This is a genomic window from Acinetobacter sp. Gutcm_16 (assembly GCF_028649355.1).
GTDB lineage: Bacteria > Pseudomonadota > Gammaproteobacteria > Pseudomonadales > Moraxellaceae > Acinetobacter > Acinetobacter johnsonii.
The window spans coordinates 64947-86560 of record NZ_JAQSUV010000020.1 but is presented as its reverse complement, the minus strand read 5'-3'; the positions used below and the strand labels follow the sequence as shown (position 1 = coordinate 86560).

The window sequence follows — 21614 nt, the reverse complement described above, 5'->3', positions numbered from 1 at the left end:
GGGGGATTTTTTTATGGGCGGAAGATTAAATAATATAAATAAAGAATTATTAAGAGGGAAAAAGAGATAGAGAACAAGTGAAATAGCTTATCTATAAGGGCCTAAATGGTAAAAAGCCAGCAGTTGCTGACTTTTATGTCTTATTTAAAAAAGGTTACAGAGCATCTTTTAAGTTTTTTTGATGTGCTTTAACCTGTTTGGCATATTTCTTTCCTTGACGCTTCATTTTCCAGGTCGAATGGTATCCTGTTGGACCGACATTATAATAAGCCAAAGCTTTGGGCCAACTTTCTGCTTTTTGGTTATAGCTAGCGAGAATATAGGTGCCACAATTAATATTATTAATCTCTTCAAATAAATCGCCAGGGCAGGTTTGTTGCCAATAGCGTGGGATAACTTGAGTAAGTCCAATAGCACCAGCAGGGGAAACAGCATAATTTCTATAGCTAGACTCTTGTCTTATGACTGCTGCAACTAGTAATGGATCCACATTATAACGATCTGCACTTTGTACAATCATAGGTGCAATACGTAGTGCTGTTGTTGGTTCAACAGCATATGCCTTTTGAATGCCATTGGCTAATTTTGCTGAACGCTTTTCAACTGAACCGCCACCAAGTGATGAACAACCAGTAAATATTAAAGTTGTTGTTAAAATTAAAACAGATTTAGCTTTAATATGAGATGTTGGCAAGTATCGTTGATAATTCAGCAAACTGTATATCCATTGGTATAATGTCTGAGAAGATCATATTGAGCTGTGCAATTACAGTCAAGTTGAGACAGAAGGTACTATTTTATGGTTTTGTTAAATCCGTACTTTATTTAAGCTAAATAGAGGCGATTAATTGAAATTCTAGATTTTATGCTGTTAGTAGATCCACTTGCAAAGATAGTTTTGTCATATAACCCCATAGTATTTAACTTTTTTATAGGTGATTGCATGGACAAGTCAAAGAAATTCTTCTTGCTTATAATAAATAGCCTAAGCAGTATCTAAGTTGGTAAGACTTACTATTCTCCAAATATTAAATTTGCTCAATAAATCTAAGTTCTGTGATAGCGATACGTTTTTTGAAGTCCAACAAATAAGTTCAGCCGTTGTTAGATAGCATGAATTTAAGTCCAGTAATTTCTACTTTTATATTACTTCAATGTGAGGCCATAATCTTCTATTTATAAAAACTATGGCATCAACATATCTGAATGAGATGTTTTATATTATTTCAATTCGCTCGATGACTTTCCGAGTTCACGGCGTGCGATAATGAGTTGCTGAATTTGTTGCGTACCTTCAAAAATATCTAGAATTTTAGAATCTCTTGCCCATTTTTCTAAAAGCTCATCTTCGTTGTAACCGACTGTTGATGCAAGTTCAACGCACTTAAGGGTAATTTCATTACAAATTCGACCAGCTTTGGCTTTGGAGATGGAGGCTTCTTTTGAGTTTGGCTTTTTGTTATCTGCCATCCATGCAGCTTTTAAGGTCAGTAAACGAGCCGCTTCCCATTCGGCTTCCATACGATAAATTTGGCTCGCAATATGAGTCGTTTGTAAGTATGGCGTTATATATTGAGGATTCAAACAATCGCTGAAGATCTCTTTAATGCGTTCTAGTGAGGCCTTGGCACAGCCTATAGCCATCGCTGCAACGAGCGGACGGGTATTATCAAAAGTTTCCATCACGCCAGCAAAGCCTTTAGCAATGTCAATTTCCGCATTTCCTAGTAGGTTTTTGGCTGGCACTCGGCAGTCGATTAAACGAATAACTGCGGTATCAGAGGCTTTAATTCCTAGCTTATGCTCTAACCGTTCTACTGTCATGCCAGCAGTTCCTTTAGGAATCACAAAAGATTTGATGGCTGAACGACCTAATTTTTTATTTAGAGTTGCCCAAACGACGATAGCATCGGCCCGGTCACCTGAAGTCACGAAAATCTTTTCACCATTTAAGATGTAATCATCACCAACTTTTGTTGCCGTAGTACGAATAGCAGCAGAGTCCGAGCCACAGTTTGGTTCAGTGATTGCCATGGCTGCCCATGTGTTTTTGAAACGCTCTAACTGCTCTTCATTGGCAACAGCTGCAATTGCTGAGTTTCCAAGCCCTTGGCGGGGCATTGATAGAAGTAAAGCGGTGTCTCCATAACACATTTCAATTACACTTAAAGCGGTAGAGAGATTCACTCCATTTTTATTGCCTTGTTGATTGGTACCTCGCTTGCCGACAGCAGCCCCCGCATTCATACCTTCACCGCCTTCATTCATACCATCGACTAAAGATGCCAGCATATCCAGTTCTTTAGGGTAGCTGTGTTCAGCTTTATCGTATTTTCGGGAGATAGGGCGAAGTACATTGATGGCCACTTGGTGGGCTTGATCAATCAGTAATTTAAATTTCTTAGGGTTTTGTAAATTCATGCCAGTTTTCCTTTTTATTATGCATGTAGACCAGAGTAAACAATTGCTGTTGCACGTAAATCACGATACCAACGCTCAACAGGATGTTCTTTGGTGAATCCGTGCCCACCTAAAATCTGTACACCATCGGTGCCAATTTTCATGGCTTTTTCGGCACAAAGTAAGCGTGCTAAATAGGCTTCACGGTGAAATGTCTGCCCAGATTCAGCTAGACTTGCGGCATTTAGAATGAGCATACGCATGGCATCAATTTCGATGGCCATATCGGCAATCATAAATGCAACACTTTGACGGTGGGAAATGGGTTCACCAAAGGCGGTGCGTTCATTGGCATATTCAATACAATATTTTTTGACCGCTTCACATGTGCCAACCGCCATTGCACACCACATTAAATTGCCGAGGTCTAAAAATGCCGTGTAGTTGAAATCTTCATCACCTAAGCGTAAAGCAGGAGTTTGATTAAAAATTAAAGTTGCTGTTTCGGTAGCTTTGAGGCCCATAGCGGGAGATTTTTTAAACTGAATACTTTCATCACGTCTGAGAATAAAAACTTCAGCTTGGCCATTAAGTTCAGCACTGACAAGGAAAATATCTGCACTTTCAGCCAATAGTACCAGTGTCTTTTCACCTTGGATAAAATATTGACCATCACGTGAAATGGCTTTGGTTTTTAGCTGGTAAGGATTAAAAGCAGGCGTAGCTTCTTGAATTGCAAAGCTAGCGCGAATGCTACTGTCTTGCGCAAAACTGTTTAAATATAAAGCCTGTACTTGTTCAGAACCCCATTGTGTAATGGCATTAATCACACTAAAAGTAGAGAGCATACCCGCGGCTAAACTAAAATCACCTTTGGCCAGATGCTCTGCAATAAGTACATTACTCAGAATATTTTTCTCAGCAGCGACACCCCCAAGTGCCTCAGGCAAAGCATAAAAGTTCAGACCTAGCTCTTCAATATATTGCCAAAGCTCTGTTGGAAAAGTCTCATTTTGATCGGCACTTGCGGCTAATGGGGAAAGTACATCCGCTGCAAACTGTGACATGCTGTCGATAGTCATTTGCTGATCTTCTGAATAGTTCAGATCAAACAATGATTTTTCTTGATTATTGAGTCGCTGTTTATGCAAATCTTTATTGGCTTTAAAGGCTTTTTGTGTTTTTGATAGAGTCTTATAGCCCGCTTTTGAGCCTTGATAAAGCGATTTCTCCACAAATTTTCTAAGCTTTAATTGGTCAAGTACGTCGCTACTTGCCATTTTTGTGATCAGTGATAAGCCAAATCCCTGCGCCTTATTTACCATATTTGTCATTATTTTCATCCAGCAGAATTATTCTGTGGTTTTATGCTGACATAGCGGCACACGAATAACTATGTCATGACTGACATGATGTATTGTCAAAGATAAACGGTAGGTGGTGTGTTTTAAATTATTCTAATCTTTTGTTTTTTAAGTTTTTTATTAAATCGTTGGAAATTGACGTGATTGATCAATTGACCAAAATGACATTGCATCATTTTGGTCAATGTACTTTTAGATAAACTTTTTGACCATAGCGCGAACATTGGTTTTCGCTTCAATCACAGTCATAAAGGTATAAGCACCGATGAATTTACGGCTGATAAACATAAACTCTTTCGGAGGAACACTGAAATAGCGAGATGCCATTGACTTTGAAGCTTGCTGCATTACACGGCTATGAAGCTGGCTTGCTTTCCAGTCATAAGCAAAGTGTTCATCCATAACACCAGCAGGTAAGTCTGGGTTATTGCTTGGGCTGCTGAATGCTTCAGTTGCAAGTAAGAAGACTTTAGCCATATCGGGTTTAATGCTTTGAGGGATAGAGTCGAAAAACTCATATCCTGTCATTGCTTGAACCATTTCTTCACTACTATGATTAAACCCAGCATGAATGAGCTTACGTGCTACACCGAGTAAGTGTTCATCAAACTGTCGGATTGCGCCAAAATCAAGCAGAACAATTTTGTCCAAGATGTCATTACCATTACCTAAGCGAACGAGGTAATTACCAAAGTTCGGGTCGGTCTGCATTTCACCCCATTCAAAAATCTCGCGTACCGCAATTTCAAGTGATGCTTCGCCGAGTTTGTTGCGACGTTCTTGCGGAAGAGACAGCATGACAGGGCTGTTAATCGGCACGCCACGTTCAAATGTCATACACAATACTTGGTCTGTGCAGTAGCCATCTATAATTTGCGGCACGATGTAGCGTGGGTCTTCTTTTAAGCGAGCAGCAAAGCGGCGTGTGGTTGCAGCCTCAATTTTATAATTGACTTCACGGTGCATCATCTCACGAACTTCATCGAACCATTGGTCGAACTCGCGTGTTTGCGGCACCATACGTGTCAGTTTAAGCATGTTTTTGAACAGGCTCATGTCTGAGTCAATGGCTTCAGCAACGCCAGGATATTGAATTTTCAATACCATCTCTAAACCATCAGACTTACGCGTTGCACGGTGGACTTGTGCCAGTGATGCAGTGCCCAGTGGCTCATGATCGATGGTCAAATCATCTAGTTTAGAACCCAACTGGCTGTGTAGTTGCTGTTTTATCGCAGGCCACGCTAAAGCGACTGTTTGATTATTTAAAGTATTTAAGGCTTGCGTGATTTCTTCAGGTAGAAAGTGTTCACCATAAAGTGCCATCATTTGGCCAATTTTGACAATAGAACCTTTAAGTTTGCCTATTTCAGAAACAAGATAATCGGCCTGTTCTTTCATTGCTTTTTTGCGTTTCTTTTCTTTTTCTTCTTCGCTAGAAAACATAGTTGTCGCATTAGAAGCAGCCCAACGTGTTCCAGCAAGCAACGAAGCTTTGGCAATCGATAAACGACGATCCATAGAGGAGGTTTTCAGTTGTTTAAGCTTATCGTTGTGATCTGACATAATTCAGTAAAATCCTTTCATCAGCAAGGGCAGCATTTTAGATTGTAACGGATAATATCGTGTATTCACGTATTAAAAAAGTTCAACTTGCTGAATCTCGAGTTAAAAAAGGCCATAAGTGTTAAGCAACTATCTAAATAAAGCCTAATCGGGATTGTTACATGCGAAATTTTACTTTAAGGGTATTTTTCTGAATCAATTCATCTTTATGTGTTTGTATGTGTTGCAGGATCATTTCTTGTACTGGTTGGTGCATAAATCCATGTGCATAACCTTTAACAATGATGATGCTCGGTAGACTAAAAAAGAAGTATCGAGCATCCTCAATGGTTGCATATTCATAGATCCCTTGCTGCTGTAACAGCTTTTGGAAATAGGCTTTTTCAGTGGCGACATGATTGTTTTCGGTGTCATTCCAATAGCGTTCACGCATCGCCATTAAATTGTTGTGTTTATAACTCATAAATTTGGGGAATATTGGCAGAAGAACTCACCTTATAATAAGGCTGTTTGATCAGGTTTCAATGCAAAGCCTGTGAGTTCATGTAAAAAGCTGTGCAGTGGAAATTTTATAGGGGGCTAGTATGTTCATACAAAATAGGATGTTATATTAAAGCGCTGCAGCACGCAGATGCTGTGAATGACTAGATTAAAAAATGAATGAAGAAAATTTGCTTTGGGGAAAGGAATTGAAACAAATATTTAGTGCGTTGCTTGTTGTGGGATTGTTCAGTGGTTCAGCCTATGCAATGGGCCCAACTAAAAAATATGAAGCATGCATGAAGCAAACTGGCAATGTGTTGAGTGAAATTGATGCATGTATGAGTAAAGAATATAAAGCACAAAAGAAACGCTTAAAGAAAGTATTTAAGCCGTATTTGGCGAAGGCTCCTGTAGATGAGCAAGGATTGGTTAAACAGTCTCATCAACAATGGCTAGTGCAGCGTGATCAGATTTGTAATAATAAACCTATCGTGAAAAATGAAAAGACTGAATTACAGCGTATTTCGTGTCTGATGCAAATGACGCAAACCCGTGCAGATATGTACGAAGCACGTACAGGCCGTATAAGCAAATAAGCGCAAAGCGTATGAAAATGTGTTTGCTGTGCATCAAAACATTATAAATCATAGAAAAACAGGGTATCATAAGGCGTTTTTATTATGACCTTGGAGACGCCTTTAGTGGATCGCCCGACTATTAGCCCTGAACATATACAGGAAGCCGCTGAAAACTTAAGCACAATTCGTGATTTTATCCGTTTTGGAGTGACAGCATTACGTCAATACGATGCACATTTAGGTCAAGGTACAGAAGACTATTTTGCTGAAAGTTCAGCTTTGGTTTTACAAACTTTATCTTTAGATTGGAATGCGGATGCTGAAATCTTAGAGTCGAAGTTACTGCCAAGCGAAAAGGCAGAAGTCTTAAGCTTATTAGAACGTCGTATTAATGAAAAAGTACCGACTTCATATTTGCTTAATTTGGCATATTTTGATGGCAAACCATATTATGTCGACGAACGAGTACTGATTCCACGTTCACCGATTGCAGAATTGATTCAAAACCGTTTTGCGCCTTATTGCTTAGGTGAAAATGGCCAAATGGGTGAGGCAGTCAATAACTTGCCAGAAAACCCGAATCCAAAAACGCCACAACGTATTTTAGATATGTGCACGGGTTCAGGTTGTATCGCGATTGCTTTAGCTTATGCGTACCCAGATGCCGAAGTAGATGCAACGGATATTTCTAAAGAAGCTTTAGAAGTGGCTCAAATTAACTCGGAACACCACGACAAACAGTATCAAGTGGCTTTACTTGAGTCCGACTTGTTCTCCAAAATTCCTGCTGAAAATCAATATGATCTCATCGTGTCGAACCCACCTTATGTGGATGCTGAAGACATGGCAGACTTACCAGAAGAATTTCACCATGAACCAGAATTGGCTCTGGCGGCAGGTCAAGATGGCTTAGATTTGGTTCGTAAAATGTTAGCTCAAGCGCCAGATTACTTAACTGAAGATGGTCTCATCGTGATTGAAGTGGGTAATTCTGAATGGGCAATGCGCCAAAACTTTAATACTGTTGATTTTTACTGGTTACAGTTCCAAAAAGGCGGTACAGGAATCTTTGCATTGACTGCGGCTCAATGCCGTCAATTCCGTGATTTATTCATTCAATCTGTTCAAGCATAAAAGGAGTCGTTAGACATGGCAGGTAATAGTATAGGGCAACTCTTCCGTGTAACGACTTGTGGTGAATCTCATGGTGTAGGCTTAATGGCGATTGTGGATGGTGTTCCACCGGGTCTTGAGCTTACAGCAGACGATTTACAAAAAGATTTAGACCGTCGTAAGCCGGGCACCTCTAAATTTGCGACGCAGCGCAAAGAACCTGATGAAGTTGAAATCATTTCAGGTGTGTTTGAAGGTAAAACAACAGGCACACCAATTGGTTTATTGATTCGTAACACCGATCAAAAATCCAAAGATTACGGTAATATTGCACAAAGCTTCCGTCCGGGACATGCGGACTATACTTATACACAAAAGTACGGTTTTCGTGATTACCGTGGCGGTGGTCGTTCAAGTGCGCGTGAAACGGCTATGCGTGTGGCTGCGGGTGCAATTGCGAAAAAATACTTGGCTGAAAAGTTTGGTATTTTAATTCGTGGTCATGTGACCCAAATTGGGACTGAAATTGCGGAAAAATTGGATTGGAATGAAGTACCTAATAATCCATTTTTCTGTGGCGATGTCGATGCCGTATCGCGTTTTGAAGCACTGGTAACTTCATTGCGTGAGCAAGGCACTAGTTGTGGGGCAAAGCTTGAAATTTTGGCTGAAAAAGTGCCTGTAGGTTGGGGTGAGCCTGTTTTTGACCGTCTAGATGCTGACATTGCCCATGCCATGATGTCTATTAATGCTGTTAAAGGTGTTGAGATTGGTGATGGTTTTGCTGTTGCGGGTCAGTTTGGACATGAAAGCCGTGATGAGTTAACCACCGATGGTTTCCTTGCGAACCATGCAGGGGGCATTTTAGGCGGTATTTCGAGTGGTCAAACCATCCGTGTTGCAATTGCGTTGAAACCAACAGCGTCTATTACCACACCAGGTAAAACGATCAATATTAATCGTGAAGATACTGACGTATTAACCAAAGGTCGTCATGACCCTTGTGTGGGTGTGCGTGCGGCTCCAATTGCAGAAGCAATGTTTGCGATTGTTTTAATGGATCACTTTATGCGTCATCGTGCTCAAAATGCAGACGTCGTTGCACCTTTTGCGCCGATTGAATACTAGAAAATTCTCTTTATATTTAAGAGAGTACACATTAAAGTCAGACTTCGGTCTGACTTTTTTATTTGCGTATGAAAAGATAATCTTAAATGTAAAAAAGAGCTGCTAGCATATTATGCACGTTATGGTTATCACGATACTCAGAAAACGGCATCTTACCTATTTAGTGCCAATGTAGGTCAACCGTTGTTGAATCTTCACTCGGTCTTACTGAGTAAGAAAATTTAGAGAGTTCATTTTTAAAAGAAAAAAGGAAGGGGGATATGAATAAAAAAATAAGCACAGTAAGACGAGGCACCATTATATTTTTATCATTACTTACAGTTTTGGTTATTTCATTGTTGATATACGGCTATGACAGTATGCATGACCCTGAAAAAGTCAAAGCACGCTTATATGCTTGTGGAAAATTTGGTGATCGGCACATGCTTATTGATAAGCAGTATTTACTTTTTGGCAGAGTGACTTATCAAGGAGTGAATTATTGGGGGAAAAATATCAAAGAAGAACACGAGGCCAAAGGTTGTGATGATCAAATTCAACATATTGCTTTGAAAGTGAGATGGCCTGAAATGACAACGTCGAGTGAAGGCTTTAGACTAGGTTCTGAGTATAAAAATGATATCAAAATCGCATTAAACCAACGTTCCGTTTGGAAAGAGGAGTGGGGAAGTAAAGACTTCTTTAATTATTTTGGTCAGTTAAAAAGAAAATTAAGAAAAGGAATGTTTTCTTCTGGTGGAGAAGAGGTGAGTGAAATATGGATAGATGAAACAAAAAAATTTAACTCAGATTTGGGACTCTATGAAATAGAGGTTAAAAGTGATGACGGTGTTGGAAAAAGGGTGTATTGGCAGGAGCGTAAAGGTAAAGGGGTAAGTCTCACTATTGTATGTCTTTATTTTAAGGATGGTGCAACAAGTTGTGAATTTAATACACATCAGCCCAATTATGGGTTTAATACGAGTTATATCACTATAAAATTTCATAGTGAGTTACTGCCGCATTGGCAAGAAATTTATCAAAATGCAGAACAACTCATTCATTCTTTTAATACAGGAGAGAAACAGAATGAAGCATCTTAAGATGTATAAATCATCACTATTAAAAATGTTTAGATGACCTTAGGATAGCGCTAATGTCCGACGGCATGCGTCCTCTTTTGAAGCAAAAGATAGTCATGTTAGCCAGTATATTGCAACGCTTGCCCTAAGCTGAGGTTGTGCTCTATAAAAATAAACGAAAGATAATACTTTAAGAGCAGTTTCCAATCGGGTGATTACATGGTATATAAATTGCTCATAGAATAATAAGCATTATTGCAGGAGAGAAATGTTCTGCATTCGCCGAAGGAGCAACGACCCCGGAAACTCTCAGGCAAAAGGACTGTAATAATGAAAAAACTCTGGAGAGAAGTGTTCAATCACTCACCGAAGGGGATGGTTTAAAACGTCATGGGATGTTTTAGATCGAAGCTCTCAGGTACACATGACAGATGGGGTTGACATCAAACAATAAAAAGGAGGTGTCTATGTGTCATGTCGTTGTCATTGGTGCTGGAATTACAGGCGTCACAACTGCGTATGAATTAAGTCAACTGGGTTATCAAGTGACAGTTGTGGATCGGCATTTATTTCCTGCGATGGAAACTTCTTTTGCAAATGGTGGACAACTGTCTGCATGTAATGCGGAAGTTTGGAACCAAAAATCGACAGTGCTGAAAGGCATGAAATGGATGTCTCAAAAATCTGCCCCTTTATTGCTCAATCCTGCCTTTAGTGTGCATAAATATGCATGGCTGATGGAATTTCTGGGCAATATTAAACATTATGAGGCCAATACCCATGAAACAGTACGATTGGCTTTATTGGCTCGTCAACGCTTGTTCGAAATTGCGGATAAAGAGTCGATTGACTTCAATTTAGAAAAACGTGGCATTTTGCATTTTTATCATAATAAACAAGATTATGACGTTGCCATTCGAGTCAATGATTTACTCAATAAAGGTGGACTTGAACGTTGTGGCGTGTCCAACGAAGAAATTAAGCAAATTGAGCCGACACTGACTGGCGACTATTATGCTGGATTCTATTGTGAAGGCGATGCGACGGGTGATATTCATAAGTACACGACAGGTTTGGCTGAAGTCACCAAAAAGTTAGGTGTGAAGTATCGTTTTGGTATGGATGTGACAGATATTCAGCACTTAAGCTCAGGTGTTGAAGTAAAGTTACAACCCAGTTCAGAAAATGTTGAACTGCTTCCAAATGAAGTGGAAATGTTGGCTGCCGATGCTGTTGTGGTTTGTGCTGGTGTTGGTAGTTATCAATTGGCCGAATTGGTTCAAGAGCGCGTCAATGTGTACCCTGTAAAGGGATATTCCATTACGGTGATGTTGAATGATGAAGAGAGTCAGCAAAATGCGCCGTGGGTGAGCTTGCTGGATGAAAGTGCGAAAATTGTAACTTCACGTTTAGGTAAAGATCGTTTTCGTGTTGCGGGCACTGCTGAATTTAATGGCTATAACCGTGATATCCGTGCAGATCGGATTCAACCTCTTGTTGACTGGACCAATCGTAACTTTAAAGTTTCGACAGAGCATGCGGTCCCTTGGGCAGGTCTTCGTCCTATGATGCCGAATATGATGCCTGTAGTACGCCGTGGAAAGCTAGAACGTGTGTTCTTTAATACAGGACATGGGCACTTAGGTTGGACGCTATCTGCGGCAACCGCAGCAATGATTAGTCAGGAAGTCGCGACAGCGTATCCTGTTTAATTCGAGTGCATTCTTGGATAGATAAAAACAAGCTTGCTTCGAGCTTGTTTTATCATTTTTGTTCAATGATGTTATAATTCTGCCTTAATTTCAAAAGATTGCTCACAAACGAATACTTTAAACTTGAGCAAAAATAAGTAGTATTGTTTCAAGCAATTGATGACTAATGTGAAGGTGCATAATGATTAACATGAAAATGGCTTTGGTGGTTTTAGCTTCTGCAACAATGCTGTCGCTTGCTGCGTGTAGTGACAAAAAACAAGAGACTGAACAAACGTCAGTGGAAAGCTCAGCAACTGAAACACCAGTGACCAATATAGAAGTTAGTCCAGAGATGATTGATGCTGCACCTTTAGAGTCTGAAGAAGCAGGTGCATCAGTACCAGTGGCAGCTTCTGAAGCGAAATAAGTCCAAAGATAAAAAAAGCCTCCCAACGCGGAGGCTTTTTTTATGGATGAGAGTGATATCAGCATTTAATCGTAAATATTTAGATTCAGGATATAAATCAAAAAATCATATTGAAACCATAACGAACAATCGATAGAGTTTATTTAGTAAATATTGTCAATCTGTGATGGTTTTCATCAATGCATCGTTTGCAAGCAAATGGACAATAGAAAACATGATGTTTAATCATAACTCATGTAAAAATGAGGGAATATTTTGTACGCAGTTAAGCTCACAGAAGTATCGTTGAATTTTAAACAGCATGGCCGAGCATGTTTGATTGTTGCTGCGGTGATTTTTGTCTGCTGCTTGCTTGGGATATTCACTCGACCGATTGCATATTTCGCTTATTTTTGGCCAGCTAATGCTGTACTGATCGGCTTATTTTTACGGTTTAAGCCACTCAGAAATGTTGGTGGCTGGTTGGGCGCATTTATTGGTTATATGTCGGCAGACTTAGTCACTGGGAACCATCTTGAGCTAACTTTGGCTTTAACAATCGCCAATTTTATGACAGTAGGCGTATCTTTATTCTTTATCCATTATTTACAAATTGACTATCGTGCATATAACAAAGGCTTAAATTTTCTTTATCTTTTCTTGGTTTGTGTTTTTCTTGGGTGTTTTTCCAGCGCGATATTTGCCGTTGCGGTCGTTCCGTATATGCCACATACTTTTATGAGCACGCAAGATTTGTGGGCTGAGTTTTATATTTGGTGGACAGGGGAAGTGCTAAATTGTATTTCACTTTTACCCCTCATGTTGACCTTTCCTGCAGCGAAGAAATTAAAGTATCTTTGGAATAACCGTAGACAGTGCGAAACCCAGTTTGTCGATGTTTTACCCTTACTCTCAGTTTTAATTTCTGTGGCATGTACTCATCTGTTCTTTGGTCCTGGTGCCTTACTTTTCCCTCTAGCAGGGCTCATTTGGGCGGCTTTAAGTTACAACTTATTTTATGTGAGTATCATTAACAGTTTGGTTTGTTTTGTGACGTATCATAGTTTAACGACTTATTATATTTCACGTACAGCAGACAACTTCTTGGCCACTTCTATTTCGGTGCGTATAGGGCTGTGCATGTTGATGATTGCACCTTTGCTTTTATGTATTGTGAGTCGTAATCGTCATGATTTATATAAAGAAGTGCTCTATCTGGCCAACCACGATCCCTTAACTCATGTAGGAAATCGCCGTTTTTTCTTCACTCAAACTGAAAACTTATTGAAGGAAAATTTGGTTAAATCGATGAGTATCATTGTGCTAGATATTGATCACTTTAAGAAAATGAACGATCAATATGGTCACTATATTGGTGATGTATTGCTACAAAGCTTTGCCACGACGGTGAAAAGTAATTTGCGTGAACAGGATTTATTTGCACGTATGGGTGGTGAGGAGTTTGTGGTGGTGTTAAATAATATTTCCGAGATTGAATCGCAAATCATTGCAGAACGTATCTGCCGTGCTGTCGCTACTTCAAAAACTCAAGTGGCACATGCTGTTTTGAGTATGACGGTGAGTCTTGGTGTGGTGCATCAAGATTTACCAACGCAAAATAGTCTACAGAGCTTGTTAAATCGTGCTGATCGGGCGTTATATCAAGCCAAAACTTTAGGACGCAATCAAGTACAACTTGCCTCATAGGTTAAAATTTAGTAAAAGTATAAAACAATAAAAACTATAGATACTTGGATAAAAATGAATTTTTCTGAATACCTTCGTTATGATGGGCTGGGTTTGGCTGAGTTGGTTGCACAAAAACAAATCCATCCCGCTGAATTATTACAAATTGCAATTGAGCGTAGCCAACAAACCAATCCTGCTTTAAATGCGATTATTATTCCGATGCATGATTATGCCAAGAACAGAGCACAAAATGCATTGTCTGGCCCATTTGCTGGGGTGCCATTTTTAGTAAAAGATTTATTTCAAGAATATGCAGGTTATCCAACATCTTATGGATGCCAAGCATTTAAACGTACGGGTCATATTGCAGAACATAATGCAGAAATTGTAAACCGTTGGGAAAACACAGGCATTTTAACCTTTGGCCGTACCAATACCCCTGAGTTTGGAATCAAAGGCATTACGGAATCAGATGCTTGGGGAGCCTGTCATAACCCTTGGAATTTAAAACATAACAGTGGTGGCTCATCGGGTGGCTCCGCTTCTGCAGTGGCCGCTGGGATTGTTCCTATTGCGGGTGCGGGCGACGGCGGCGGATCGATTCGAATTCCTGCATCGTATTGCGGTTTATTTGGTTTAAAGCCAAGTCGTGGACGTACGCCGTGGGGCCCAGATATGAGTGAAGCAATGCATGGCGCTGCGATACAGCATGTATTGAGTAAAAGTGTAAGAGACAGTGCAGCCATGTTAGATGCAACGCAGGGTGCAGAGCATAGCTCATTATTTAAAATACAGCTGCCCAGCCAAAGCTATTTGGCCTGTCTACAGCAGCCTGTAAAAAAACTTAAAATTGCATTTAGTACTCAGTCGCCTATCGGAACCACAGTGTCTAAAGATGCAATTGATGCTGTACATCATACCGCACGTCTGTTGGAGTCTTTAGGGCATACAGTGGTTGAAGCACAACCTGAGATAGATGGTATGTCTTTGGCCAGAGACTTTATCACGACGTGGTTTAGTCAATTTTCTTATATGTTAGAGCAGATCAAGCAACAGGTTCCGACTACAGCAGGAGATTTTGAGCTGGATTCTTTAGCTTTGGCTGCCTTTGGTGCGAAAACGACTGCATTAGATTATATTCATAACCTGAATAATTGGGGCGTGTATGTCACCAGAATGAATCAATTTTTTGATCATTATGATCTTTATCTGACTCCTGCAACAGCTTCAGTTGCGCCTAAAAATGGGCAAATTTCTACTCCATCATGGCAAAAACCAATTTTAAAAAGTTTATTAAAAGTCGGCAAAGCACATCTGTTGGCACAAGGAAAACTGGTCGATAAAATTGTGAAAGATAATTTGCGTTGGGTGCCTTTTACTCAGCTAGCCAACATCACAGGTTTACCTGCGATGTCTGTACCTTTGTATTGGAATGCTGATAATCTTCCGCTTGGTTCACAGTTCATTGCGCCTTTTGCCCGTGAAGATCGGCTCTTACAGTTGGCTAGTCAGCTTGAACAGGCCCAGCCATGGTTTCATAAATACAGTGAAATCAAAGTTTAGAAAGCTGATTAATGAAACTGCTGCAATTTATGCGCGCAGATCAGAAGAGACCTTTTAAGCTTGAACTTCTTTGGGTAAGTACCGAACCAAACCCAAGCCCAGTAGCACAGCACAGCCTGCCAGAATAAAAATATGTTCGCCTGACAGGCTGTGCCAATAATGTCCTGCAAGAATACTTCCAGACGCTACACCCAGTCCCCACATGGTGCTATACAGGGCTTGACCACGTCCTTGTTGTCCTAAACTAAAGTTTTGGAAAATGATACGCATGGCGATGAGATGAAATAAACCAAAGCTAAAAGCATGAATGGTTTGTGCGAAAAACTGGATCGCGAAGATTTGGGGAAAAGAACCGACCATAAACCAGCGTAGCGCCGTGAGGATCAGACAAATAGACACCATGAGTCGCCATGAAAAACGTTTGAAAAAAACGTGAGCAATGGCAAACATAATAATTTCGGCCATGACACCGATAGCCCACAAAAAACCAATTTCTGTGGTTGAGTAACCGGCTTGTTTTAAGAAGTTACTATAAAAACTATAAAAGGGCGCATGTGAAAAAAGCAGAATAAACTCGATACCGAAGAATGCCGCTACAACGGGTTTTTTTAAAATAGGTAATAATGGCTCGAGCTGCCCTTGTGAATGGGGTGCAGTGGTCGGTTCTTTGATGCTAAATGACCAAATAAAGGCCAAAAAAGAAATACACAGCAATAAAACTGGCAGCATAGAGATGGGTAAAATTTCTAATAAGGCTCCGATACCAAAAACCCCGACAATAAAACCGACAGAGCCCCATTTTCGAACTTTTCCATATAAAGCACTGCGTTGTTCAGCGAGCCAAAATAGAGTTACGCCTTCAAATTGAGCCAGAATAGCATTTTGGAAGAAGCTAAAGATCAGCATGAGCAGAGCGATCGCCTGAAAGGAGTTTGGAATGATAAAAATCATGAACCAAATACAGGCTTCCATCCACGTTGCGACTCTGACCAAGAGCATCCGTTTCCCTGATTTATCTGAAATCCAGCCCCAAATAAAAGGAGCAAAAAAACGGGTAATGATCGCAATTGAGGAAAGGATACCGATTTCACTGTAGTTAAAACCTTGATCTTCGAGATACAGGCTCCAAAACGGCATGAAGGTTCCCACAATGGAATAATAAAAAAAGTAAAAGCCAGCCAGTCGGTGCCGAATGGGAAAAGAAAGCATCGTACTGTATTCCTTGCTAGGGTGAGCAGATTCTGAAGAAGACTTGAACCTAAAACAAAGCTTCAAGAATTTTAAAATGGATTGTTTAAATCATGCTTATTCAGAGTTTAGGGATTAAAGCTCATTAGCCTTTGACTAAACCACCATCCACAATCAAGTTTTGACCTGTCACAGCACAAGAATATGGCGATAAGAACATTAAAATGGCTGAAGCAAATTCCTCAGGTGTAACTACACGACGCAGTGGTGTTGCACTCGCGATGTAATCAAAAACTTCATTGGGTGTACTTTTGCTGGCATCGGTGGTTTGTAGTAAACCGCCAGAGAGCATATTGATATTAATGCCGTATTGACCAAGTTCATGCGCTGAGGTACGCGTAAATGCCAAAAGTGCAGCCTTCGCCGTGGTGTAGTCATGATAAGGCACTACAGGGTTCTGTACCAGATTGGTTCCGATGTTTACAATGCGCCCAAACTGGCCTTGTTTCATACCTTCAAGTGCCGCTTGGGTAGTATTCAAAGCGGCTTTAACTGCACCTTCAAATTGTTGTTGCATGGTTTCCAAGCGTAGCTCATGAACTTTTGGGCGGGCCTCACCATTAAACTCGAACTGAATGAGCGCATTATTAATCACGGCATTGATATGCTGTCCAAAATGCTGAAAGCTTGCATCAAACATGTTTTTGACTTGTGCACTGTCTGTAACATCAGCTTGGTAGATAAAAACCTGCTTTGGATACTGCTGAACTAAGGTTTGCGCTGCTACTTGGCTGTTCAAATAGTTCACGACTACTCGAGCACCTTCATTGATTAAGGCGTGTGTAATTGCAAGACCTAAACCGCGTGCGCCACCTGTGACCAGTACAACTTGATTTTTAATGTGCATGATGTTTCCGAGCAGATAAATGCATGTATTTTTTAGATAAAGCAAGTATATCAAAACCTTTCCGTACGTCATGTTTTAAGACAGCTGCTTTTCAAGTTTTCGATGCTCATTTAGTTGGGTTAGATTATTGGGATCAAAATCTCCAAATAGTAAACATTTTTAGAACTATTGATCATTGAGCCTGAGTTTGCTCAAGGTGTAGCCTTAAAATACGGCGCAATTCTAATAATGTTTCTGCTTCCTCATGCACAGAATGATTGCCTTTAATGATTTTTTCAGAGACTGCCTGTTCTAGATGTGAACTTGAATACGGCACAATACCATCGCTCATGTCATGTATGTCATTGGTCTGACGGTGATTGCCAATAATAGAATGGTAAGGAACTGTGGATACCGGCATGATGTTACTGGTCAAAGCCATAAAGCGTGACTTTGGACTTAAGTCGTCTGGGCCAGATTGCACCATGCCTTTGGTACTAGAGCTACCATTGAGTTGTATATCCACTTGGTTAAAGAAAGTGATCGGCAACTTGACCATTTTCTTCACCAACTCCATGTACCAGCGGTCAGACAGTTCACTGCCACGGTGAGGCGCGGCAATAAAAATTGCACGTCCAATGGGTAAATCGGGATGAAATTGAAAACGTTCTTTGATTACGGGGTATTGTTGTAATCGGGTGTATTGCTCATAGTTTAACAGTGGAATCACTTGCTCAGAAATATCGTGCTCACTAATCAGTAAGCGACTAATGACGCCGCCCATACTATGTCCAATCAGCACGGCGTCACTTGCCGAGCGAGAGTTGGGTTGAACTTGTGCAAAGGCTTGTTTAAGTAGTGCATGAATTTGATAGCGGCTTTCAACAATCGGCATATTGGTTGAATAGAATACCTGCCATACCTGAAAGTTCTCCCGTAAAACTTTATCCCCCAAAATGTTATTGGTCAGATTGACCCAAGTTTCAGGGCTGCTGGCGAGACCATGAATAAGTACAATCACTTTTTTATTCGGCTGGTAAGGTTCAAGCATATAGACATGTGGCATACGCAATCGCTCAGTCTTATCGAGCAAGGTTAAGTAGCCTGTAGAGCCCAGTTTATTTTCTGCCAGCCAATAAGCAAAAGGCACAGAATAATTTGCCGTGAGGATGTATTTTTGTTGATGAATGTCTACATACTTTTGTGTATAAGGATTAAATAGCTCAATCTCAAAAATGGCTTTGCCATTGAGCACATCTTCAATGCTGCTTTCAGGGTTTAATGGCTGTGCTGCGGCGGTAACGGACAAATAGCGTGCAGGATGGATATTGGGATTGGTTTGATTTTGATAAAACGATATCGGGTCAAGGATAAAATCATTTTTATGAATAGGATCCGTTTCAGTCACAACCACAAACTCTGCGCCCAGACCATCTTGACGGTTGACTTGATAAAAACCCGAGAAGTTTAAATTATAACTGGATTGAACTCGGTCAATGGTTTTACTTTTCAGTTCAGGATAGTGTTCTAAATTTACAATATATTGACGCTGTTGGACGTTGAGTTGCGCAGGAATTTGATGAAAAGGCTGTATACGGTACGCCGTGGTAATTAAACGCGACAAAGCGACATTGTAAAAAGTGCGGACATGCATTTGTCTTTGATCAAAAACACGGGTACTTGGGCTTTCTTGCATCTTAAATAAATACACATAGCTATAGCGTAAACTTTGATCGAAGGCTTCAAGGCTTTGTTCTAAGCAGTGATTATTTTCACTATGTAGTAGCTGTGCTTGGATACAGTTGCGCTGTTTTGAGAGCTCTAAAGCTTGGGCCAAATACAGTTCACTTAAAGCGGCATAGCGTTCATCTGCTGCAATATCCGTTTGTGTGTTTAAGCGCTTCAAACATGTTTCAAATTCAGCGCTGCATTGCTGTGGCGTCAGGCTGAGTAATTTGAGTAAGCTGGTGGTTTCCGCACTCAATTGGTCATGGGTTGAGATATTTTCAGACTTGCTACGAATAGCTTGATGGATATTGTTTTCTTTAACTTTGACCAACTGGCAGGCCGGCAGTAAAACAATCGTTAGCCCTAAAATGATTGGTCGCGTGAAAGCATGATGTCTCGTTAAAAGCATAGTTTTTAGCACGGACGTTATCTATATAGGCTAAAGATGTCTTTTATTTTAAGATAATTTCTAACGAGTTACATCCAAATTCGGTCCGATCTTTGGTGTCCCTAGACATAACTTAAGAACGCTTATATTCAGCTCAAGCAATTTGGCGAGCAAAGGCTTTGCCTAAAACATGTTTATGTATAAATCGTAATTTATCGAGGACTGGCGCTGATAGCGTAAATGGATAAGCATCTTCTAAACCCATACTGCGATTTAACGCATTTAAGTTAAAAGTCAGTGTCATCCACTGTTTGAGGAGTAAATCAAAATCCTGAGCGCCGATTGGATTTTCATAAAAGCTTAAGTCATGCGTATCTTTTCGATTATTACGCACGATTAAACCTGCATAGTAAGCGGTTTCCAATGTGTCCATCATGTGTAAATAGTGTGCCCATGTTTCTGCCCAGTCTTCCCAAGGATGTGTACTGGCATAAGAGCTGACATAAAACTGGTCCCAGTTTTGTGGTGCGCCATCTTCATAGTGACGTTGTAGTGCTGCATTATAGTCTTGACGCTCATCTCCAAAATACTGACGGAACTCGTCGACAAGCTCAGGATGTAGCGATTTAATGAGGTCAAAATAATAATGCCCACTTTCATGACGGAAATGCCCCAAAAGTGTACGGTAGTTTTCACCCATTTTAATACGGGTCGTTTCCCTATAGATGACATCTGCTTCACTGGCATTGAGTGTAATGACGCCATTAGCATGTCCTGTCAGCACAGGGTGCTCTGGTTCAGGCATGAGAAAATTAAAACGGAGTCCGTAGCGATCATCATCGTTATATTTGGGCCTTGGCATAATATTCAGGCGTTGCATTAAATACAGAAAACGCCGTTTAGCATGTTCGAGCCGTGACCAATAGACGATATGATCTGGGTTATCGAGAGTAGGAATAGTATATGTGAGTACACAAGACTCACAGTAGATGTCGTTGCTCTCTGCGGGAATAACCCAATTACAGACCTGATGATGCTGATAGTTATAACAGGGCTTATAGCGCTTCGTTTGGTATTTTTCATTTAGCGCTAACCAAAGAATAGGGCTATGCTGTTCAAAGCTCCCCATATCTTTTTCTGATGCAATATAACCGAGTGTAGTTTGGCAGCTCACACATTGCGAGTTGGCAAAAAAGACTTGGTTTTGACAGGATGCGCAACTAAAGAATTTCATCGGCGGCTATGTCTTTGGTGAGCTTTTAGAACCAGTATAAAGGATGTTGATTCCCTTCGTCATGTTCTGTCATCTGTTTTGATAGGCTTGCAAAGTTGAGTATTTATTTGCATATAATTTGAAAAACTTTTAGTCGTTCGTTTGATATACAGATATAAGCGCGGTAGTGCTTGCATAGAGTGCATATTAAAAAAGAATACATGTGCTTGGTTAGTAGCGAGCTTTTCAGTAGGTTCTTTTCTTTCATATTTGTATAAAGGGATATAAATTTTAAAATTTATAACCTGAATGAACGAAAAAGCTTGATTTAGGTGCAGATTCGTCAAAAATAGGGACTGGGAAAAATCAAAGCTTCATTTTAGAATTTCAAAGCCTTTTAAGTTTCTGGGAGTAAATATAATGATAACGAACGTATCGCCAAAAAAATGGCTACTCATGAGTTTGGGGGCGATGTTGCTTTCAGGTTGTGCGACCACCTCTACAGACCCAAGCCGTCAAAATGTGGGTACCACAGGTTTACTCATTTGTACGCAGAATGAGCTTTGTCCAGTGGTTACTGTGAGCTGGAATGAATCGAACAAAGAGTTGCTTAAGTTAAAAATGCATTTGAGTAGTACTTACAATAAATACGACATTCAAAAGGTCGTGTTTACCAATGGACAAAAAAGCCAAACTTTTGCTGTCACTGGGCCAACTGAGCATGATCATGTGTTAGGTGCCAACCGTTCGACCAATTATATTTTAGCGCCTGTAAATTTGATGAGTAAGTTAAAGGGAACGGATTCGATCAAGATGGATATTTATACGGATAGAGGTATTATCTCTCGATATGTGTATAAAGATGGCGTCTCAGCTCCAATTTTGGGTGAGTTCCAGAAAGTCTACCAATAAAAGAAAAAATCGCCATCTGGCGATTTTTTTTGCGTATAAGTCAGAGAAAACTAAAAATTGTGAAGATATAAGATCTCATGTCCATAAGGTGTTTTGCCTATAGGGATGTAAACGTTCGGCCTTTGGCGGATGAAAAGTCAAGCCGTATAGCCCAAAATGCACTTTGATGTATCAATTTTAAAAATAGAAATTTATTTTGCACAAAAAATAAACTTTTTAATGTGCTATTGCTGTCAGTCTAATCAAAAAAATTG

At 40.2% G+C, this 21614-nt stretch carries 18 protein-coding genes and 1 riboswitch; of the genes, 9 read left to right on the top strand and 9 right to left on the bottom strand.

The window, feature by feature from the left end; genetic code table 11:
* Positions 1 to 154: 154 nt before the first annotated feature.
* From PTT44_RS04450 to PTT44_RS04430, 5 genes are all read right to left on the bottom strand, one after another.
* Positions 155 to 715: a lytic transglycosylase domain-containing protein gene (locus PTT44_RS04450; protein ID WP_010326766.1), complete on the bottom strand. Its 561-nt coding sequence runs from the start codon at positions 713 to 715 to the stop codon at positions 155 to 157.
* Between the two features lie 506 nt (positions 716 to 1221).
* Positions 1222 to 2421: an acyl-CoA dehydrogenase family protein gene (locus PTT44_RS04445; protein WP_168159961.1), complete on the bottom strand. Its 1200-nt coding sequence runs from the start codon at positions 2419 to 2421 to the stop codon at positions 1222 to 1224.
* A gap of 17 nt (positions 2422 to 2438) precedes the next feature.
* Positions 2439 to 3725 carry an acyl-CoA dehydrogenase family protein gene (locus PTT44_RS04440; RefSeq protein WP_171527570.1) on the bottom strand — a complete coding sequence of 429 codons (1287 nt, stop codon included), beginning with the start codon at positions 3723 to 3725 and terminating at the stop codon, positions 2439 to 2441.
* A 231-nt stretch (positions 3726 to 3956) separates the two neighbouring features.
* Positions 3957 to 5330 (bottom strand): ABC1 kinase family protein, encoded by a 1374-nt coding sequence (locus tag PTT44_RS04435; protein ID WP_004693012.1) that lies wholly within the window; start codon positions 5328 to 5330, stop codon positions 3957 to 3959.
* 157 nt (positions 5331 to 5487) lie between these two features.
* Positions 5488 to 5793 (bottom strand): hypothetical protein, encoded by a 306-nt coding sequence (locus PTT44_RS04430; RefSeq protein ID WP_058951948.1) that lies wholly within the window; start codon positions 5791 to 5793, stop codon positions 5488 to 5490.
* 226 nt (positions 5794 to 6019) lie between these two features.
* On the opposite strand from PTT44_RS04430, the gene PTT44_RS04425 reads away from it, so the two are divergent.
* The 8 genes from PTT44_RS04425 (at position 6020) to PTT44_RS04390 (ending at position 15045) form a co-directional block, all read left to right on the top strand.
* Entirely contained in the window at positions 6020 to 6409 is a 390-nt protein-coding gene (locus PTT44_RS04425; protein ID WP_273795548.1) for a lysozyme inhibitor LprI family protein, read from the top strand.
* Between the two features lie 105 nt (positions 6410 to 6514).
* A complete protein-coding gene (gene prmB, locus PTT44_RS04420) occupies positions 6515 to 7525 on the top strand; it encodes a 50S ribosomal protein L3 N(5)-glutamine methyltransferase (RefSeq protein WP_026056415.1) in 1011 nt (336 codons plus the stop codon).
* A gap of 15 nt (positions 7526 to 7540) precedes the next feature.
* Entirely contained in the window at positions 7541 to 8632 is a 1092-nt protein-coding gene (gene aroC / locus PTT44_RS04415) for a chorismate synthase (RefSeq protein ID WP_168159958.1), read from the top strand.
* 260 nt (positions 8633 to 8892) lie between these two features.
* Positions 8893 to 9714 carry a hypothetical protein gene (locus tag PTT44_RS04410; RefSeq protein WP_252726169.1) on the top strand — a complete coding sequence of 274 codons (822 nt, stop codon included), beginning with the start codon at positions 8893 to 8895 and terminating at the stop codon, positions 9712 to 9714.
* 227 nt (positions 9715 to 9941) lie between these two features.
* A riboswitch (glycine riboswitch) is annotated at positions 9942 to 10028 on the top strand.
* Positions 10029 to 10160: 132 nt separating this feature from the next.
* Entirely contained in the window at positions 10161 to 11405 is a 1245-nt protein-coding gene (locus PTT44_RS04405; protein WP_168159957.1) for a D-amino acid dehydrogenase, read from the top strand.
* Between the two features lie 181 nt (positions 11406 to 11586).
* The gene (locus PTT44_RS04400; protein WP_168159956.1) at positions 11587 to 11814 is read left to right on the top strand and encodes a hypothetical protein; all 228 of its coding nucleotides are present in this window, start codon (positions 11587 to 11589) and stop codon (positions 11812 to 11814) included.
* Positions 11815 to 12069: 255 nt separating this feature from the next.
* Entirely contained in the window at positions 12070 to 13500 is a 1431-nt protein-coding gene (locus PTT44_RS04395) for a GGDEF domain-containing protein (protein ID WP_168159955.1), read from the top strand.
* A 54-nt stretch (positions 13501 to 13554) separates the two neighbouring features.
* Complete coding sequence (locus PTT44_RS04390) at positions 13555 to 15045, top strand: amidase (protein ID WP_168159954.1); 1491 nt, start codon at positions 13555 to 13557, stop codon at positions 15043 to 15045.
* Between the two features lie 54 nt (positions 15046 to 15099).
* On the opposite strand, the gene PTT44_RS04385 is transcribed toward PTT44_RS04390, so the two are convergent.
* From PTT44_RS04385 to PTT44_RS04370, 4 genes are all read right to left on the bottom strand, one after another.
* The gene (locus tag PTT44_RS04385; protein WP_168159953.1) at positions 15100 to 16254 is read right to left on the bottom strand and encodes an MFS transporter; all 1155 of its coding nucleotides are present in this window, start codon (positions 16252 to 16254) and stop codon (positions 15100 to 15102) included.
* 124 nt (positions 16255 to 16378) lie between these two features.
* Positions 16379 to 17140, bottom strand: a complete 762-nt coding sequence (locus tag PTT44_RS04380; RefSeq protein ID WP_168159952.1) for a 3-oxoacyl-ACP reductase — start codon at positions 17138 to 17140, stop codon at positions 16379 to 16381.
* A 172-nt stretch (positions 17141 to 17312) separates the two neighbouring features.
* Entirely contained in the window at positions 17313 to 19256 is a 1944-nt protein-coding gene (locus PTT44_RS04375) for an esterase/lipase family protein (protein WP_168159951.1), read from the bottom strand.
* 133 nt (positions 19257 to 19389) lie between these two features.
* Positions 19390 to 20469: a zinc-binding metallopeptidase family protein gene (locus PTT44_RS04370; protein WP_168159950.1), complete on the bottom strand. Its 1080-nt coding sequence runs from the start codon at positions 20467 to 20469 to the stop codon at positions 19390 to 19392.
* Between the two features lie 399 nt (positions 20470 to 20868).
* On the opposite strand from PTT44_RS04370, the gene PTT44_RS04365 reads away from it, so the two are divergent.
* Entirely contained in the window at positions 20869 to 21360 is a 492-nt protein-coding gene (locus PTT44_RS04365; RefSeq protein WP_168159949.1) for a hypothetical protein, read from the top strand.
* Positions 21361 to 21614: the final 254 nt, after the last annotated feature.

Bases quoted from the DNA above. Each gene is read 5' to 3' on its own strand.
- PTT44_RS04445 (WP_168159961.1), bottom strand. From the start codon at position 2,421: ATGAATTTACAAAACCCTAAGAAATTTAAATTACTGATTGATCAAGCC.
- PTT44_RS04440 (WP_171527570.1), bottom strand. From the start codon at position 3,725: ATGGTAAATAAGGCGCAGGGATTTGGCTTATCACTGATCACAAAAATG.
- PTT44_RS04435 (WP_004693012.1), bottom strand. From the start codon at position 5,330: ATGTCAGATCACAACGATAAGCTTAAACAACTGAAAACCTCCTCTATG.
- PTT44_RS04430 (WP_058951948.1), bottom strand. From the start codon at position 5,793: ATGAGTTATAAACACAACAATTTAATGGCGATGCGTGAACGCTATTGG.
- aroC (WP_168159958.1), top strand. From the start codon at position 7,541: ATGGCAGGTAATAGTATAGGGCAACTCTTCCGTGTAACGACTTGTGGT.
- PTT44_RS04410 (WP_252726169.1), top strand. From the start codon at position 8,893: ATGAATAAAAAAATAAGCACAGTAAGACGAGGCACCATTATATTTTTA.
- PTT44_RS04405 (WP_168159957.1), top strand. From the start codon at position 10,161: ATGTGTCATGTCGTTGTCATTGGTGCTGGAATTACAGGCGTCACAACT.
- PTT44_RS04400 (WP_168159956.1), top strand. From the start codon at position 11,587: ATGATTAACATGAAAATGGCTTTGGTGGTTTTAGCTTCTGCAACAATG.
- PTT44_RS04390 (WP_168159954.1), top strand. From the start codon at position 13,555: ATGAATTTTTCTGAATACCTTCGTTATGATGGGCTGGGTTTGGCTGAG.
- PTT44_RS04385 (WP_168159953.1), bottom strand. From the start codon at position 16,254: ATGCTTTCTTTTCCCATTCGGCACCGACTGGCTGGCTTTTACTTTTTT.
- PTT44_RS04380 (WP_168159952.1), bottom strand. From the start codon at position 17,140: ATGCACATTAAAAATCAAGTTGTACTGGTCACAGGTGGCGCACGCGGT.
- PTT44_RS04375 (WP_168159951.1), bottom strand. From the start codon at position 19,256: ATGCTTTTAACGAGACATCATGCTTTCACGCGACCAATCATTTTAGGG.
- PTT44_RS04370 (WP_168159950.1), bottom strand. From the start codon at position 20,469: ATGAAATTCTTTAGTTGCGCATCCTGTCAAAACCAAGTCTTTTTTGCC.
- PTT44_RS04365 (WP_168159949.1), top strand. From the start codon at position 20,869: ATGATAACGAACGTATCGCCAAAAAAATGGCTACTCATGAGTTTGGGG.